This window comes from Vicinamibacteria bacterium (assembly GCA_035620555.1).
Classification (GTDB): domain Bacteria; phylum Acidobacteriota; class Vicinamibacteria; order Marinacidobacterales; family SMYC01; genus DASPGQ01.
Map to the genome: position 1 here is coordinate 1 of DASPGQ010000454.1, position 3,294 is coordinate 3,294.

The following is a 3,294-nucleotide window of genomic DNA, read 5'->3' on the forward strand; positions in this document are numbered from 1 at the left end:
CAGATCCTCGAGGGCGAGGAGAAGATCTTCGTGGGAAGCCGTCCCTCCACGCTCGCTAAGACGCTGAATCGAAGGCTCACGGGCGCGTCGCTACGATGTGCCGAAGCGCTCCAGAATCTCGGCTACGTGGGGCGGTGCTCCTTCGACTTCCTGGTGGTCGATGGCGAGCAAATCCGCTTCACCGAATGCAACGGACGCTGGGGCGGGACGAGCATTCCGATGTCGCTGGTGGACCGGCTCGTGGGACGACCGCGTCCGCCCTATCGGGCCCAGGACGTCGCTCATCCCGGGCTCGTGGGCGCTCCATTCCGCGACGTCCTTCGAGCGATCGAAAGCGATCCGCGCTTCGTTCTCTACAACGTCGGTCCGCTCGCCCAATGGGGAAAGCTCGCCGTGATCGCGTTCGGGGCTTCTCAGCCGGAAGCGGATGAGGCGCTGACTGATGACCTTCCGCGCCTGCTCGGGGTGAAGTAAGGCTTACGGTAGAACCGGTTTAGATGAGGGGCCCGAGCTAACGTCGAGCTTTGATGGCTTCGTCGAGCTCGGGAATCTTGGCCTGATGGGAGAGCCACCATTCGGGGTCGCGCTGAGGGTCGAGCTCTTCGACGGTCTTCCCTTGCTGCTCGACCCACGTGTAGTACTTGAGGTTGTGCCATCGGTCACGGTTGGGAACCGTTCCCTCCTGGATCCAGTCGAGACCCGCGCCGTGAAAGATGCTTTCGAGCCGCGCCAGCGCCACCGACTCGTCCATCTCGCCTTCTTTCCTGGTGAGCGACGTCATGACGCTGCGATAACGTCCGATGTCGTCGGTGCACACGGTGACGATCACATCCTTCTTGTCCAGTCGAAAATATCTCGCGGTCTTGATGGCGCCGAGCAGATTACAGACACCGCTGATACCGAAGATCGACGCGAGCATCGCCGTCGCCTCATGTGAGATTCCGAGCCGATCTTGCAGAACGCGCCCGCCGATCTCGTCGGTGAGGAGCTGCAATCCTCGGACGCAGTCCATGTCGTCGACGCACATGAGCGCGTCCATATTGGAGACGTTGTGGATCCAGGTCACGTGCTTGTCCCCGATGCCTTGGATCTCGTGGGCGCCGTGGCCGTTGTTGAAAAGCGTCGGACACTGAATCGGCTCGAGGCCGACGATCCTGAGATCGGGCCACGCCTGCTTGAGGCGGTCGCCGGCGGAGATCGTTCCGGCGCTGCCCATGGCCGAGACGAATGCCGCGATGCGTGCGTTGCCGATCCGTTGCTCTTCCAGCCGTTTGGCGAGCTCGATGACGGTGTTCCCGGTGACGGCGTAGTGAAAGCGGTAGTTTCCCATGACCTCGAACTGATTCAGGACTCTGACGGATGGATCGGCTGCCAGCTCGTGGGTCTTGTCGTAGATTTCCTTGACGTTGGACTCCGTGCCCGGAGTTCTCACCACTTCGGCGCCCAGGCTCTCGATGAGCTCGAAGCGCTCGTCGCTCATGCCTTCGGGCAGGACGACGACGCTCCGGCATCCCATCCTCCCGCCCACCCAGGCACCGCCAACACCGTAGTTACCCGTACTCGGCCAGACGAGGGTATGGCGGTCGGGCGACACGACACCCTCGACGATGAGCTCGGCAAGGACCGCGTAAGCGGCGCCCACCTTGTGACTTCCGGTGGGGAATTCTTTCGCATAGAGGACGACGATGGGCGCGTCTACCCCGGTCAGCTCCGGGGGCACGACGAAGTGACAAATCCGGTCGTCGGCGTCGTACCAGGTGATGTTGTAGAGGTTCGCGGGCGCGAGAGGGTCGATGCGCTTCACCGCAAGCGCTTCGGCACGCACCGACGGCTCGATGGTCCACGGCTTCGTCATCTCGGCGAGCGTGGGTCCGAGCTTCATCGGCGTCATCTTATCGTGTTCCCGGGCCGTAAGGAGGGTTCGGCCGCCACTTCTCGTCTTACGGATACGAGGGCACGGGAGGAGCCGATGCGTATCATCGCAGTCAGCGCGGCAATGAGGGAGGTTCTGGAGCTAGTGGAGACCTACGCACCCTTCGGGGAAGTGACGGTCTTGATAGGAGGGGAGAGCGGCACCGGCAAGGAGCTCGTGGCGCGCGCGCTTCACCGCGGAAGCCCGCGGGCCCGGCGCGCTTTTTGTGCCCTGAATGCCGCCGCCCTTCCTGATGGGCTGCTGGAAACGGAGCTCTTCGGGCACGCGCGCGGGGCTTTCACCGGCGCTCAGCAGGGTCGGAGAGGCTTGTTCGAGGAGGCGGACGGCGGCACGCTCTTTCTGGACGAGGTCGCGGAGCTCTCGGCCCGCGCGCAGACCATCCTGTTGCGGGTTCTCCAGGAGCGCGAATATCGGAGGCTCGGGGAGAACGTCCTGAGACGCTCGGACTTCAGGCTCGTCGCGGCGACGCACAAGGACCTGGACGAGCAAGTCGCCGTCGGCCGTTTTCGGCAGGATCTGTTCTTCCGGCTGAAGGTGGCCCGCATCCAGATTCCGCCGCTCCGCGAGCGACCGGACGACATCGTTCCCTTGGCCCGCGAGGCCGTGGCGCGGGCCGCGCAGCGATTCGGCTTGCCCGTGCCCTCGGTCTCGCGCGAGGCCGAAGAGCGGCTTCAAAATTTCCCATGGCCGGGGAACGTGCGGGAGCTCGAGAACGAGATGACCCAAGCATTGCTCCGGGCCGCGGGCGAGAGGACCATCGAGGGTCGTCATCTTTCCCGACACCTGGGCGCGGCGTCACCTCGGAGCCTGAGATCCGAGTCGGCCGACTTCGAGAAGCACTTTCTCGAAAACGCACTGGCCCGCACCGGCGGAAATCGAACCCGAGCCGCTCGTGCCCTCGGGCTTTCCCGGCAGAGCCTCTATCGCAAGTTGAGACGATATGGGCTCATGGCCGCAAGCCGCTGAGTTGCCATACGTATATCGTTCGCGATAGGTTAAGGGACTTTGGTGCGAGTCGACCTTGGCGCGGTGGGGACGAGCATTCCCAACACAAGAAAGGAGATCCTGGCGCGAGGCTCCCCCCTCGAACTCCGTCCCCACCACACAAGGACGGTGCTGCCAGCCGTGGCCGCCTTAGATCGCCTTTTGGCTGTGTGGGCAGAACATATGCGAAAAATGCGACGGCGTCAAGATCGTTTTTTCTTTTTTCTCTCGCCATCAGAAAGCAGGGCTTGAGCGATGCCCACGGTGATTCTCGCAATTCTGCTCGGCGTTGCCCCGTTCGAGGACCTGTCGTTTCGGGCCATCGGCCCGGCAGTCACGGGCGGTCGAATCGACGCCATCGCCGTGGGGGAGAGTCC

3 protein-coding genes are annotated in these 3,294 nt (G+C 63.5%); 2 read left to right on the plus strand and 1 reads right to left on the minus strand.

Annotation, left to right across the window (positions count from 1 at the left end; genetic code table 11):
• On the plus strand, positions 1–474 hold a 474-nt coding region (locus VEK15_18460; protein ID HXV62689.1), incomplete at its 5' end, for a hypothetical protein.
• A 37-nt stretch (positions 475–511) separates the two neighbouring features.
• Here VEK15_18460 and VEK15_18465 read toward each other — a convergent pair.
• Positions 512–1,882 carry a pyridoxal-phosphate dependent enzyme gene (locus VEK15_18465; protein ID HXV62690.1) on the minus strand — a complete coding sequence of 457 codons (1,371 nt, stop codon included), beginning with the start codon at positions 1,880–1,882 and terminating at the stop codon, positions 512–514.
• Positions 1,883–1,969: 87 nt separating this feature from the next.
• Between VEK15_18465 and VEK15_18470 the strand changes: the two genes are divergently transcribed.
• On the plus strand, positions 1,970–2,899 hold the full coding sequence (locus VEK15_18470) for a sigma 54-interacting transcriptional regulator (protein ID HXV62691.1): 930 nt from the start codon (positions 1,970–1,972) through the stop codon (positions 2,897–2,899).
• Positions 2,900–3,294: the final 395 nt, after the last annotated feature.

Coding starts and splice junctions, on each gene's coding strand:
- VEK15_18465 (HXV62690.1), bottom strand. CDS start 1,882: ATGAAGCTCGGACCCACGCTCGCCGAGATGACGAAGCCGTGGACCATC.
- VEK15_18470 (HXV62691.1), top strand. CDS start 1,970: ATGCGTATCATCGCAGTCAGCGCGGCAATGAGGGAGGTTCTGGAGCTA.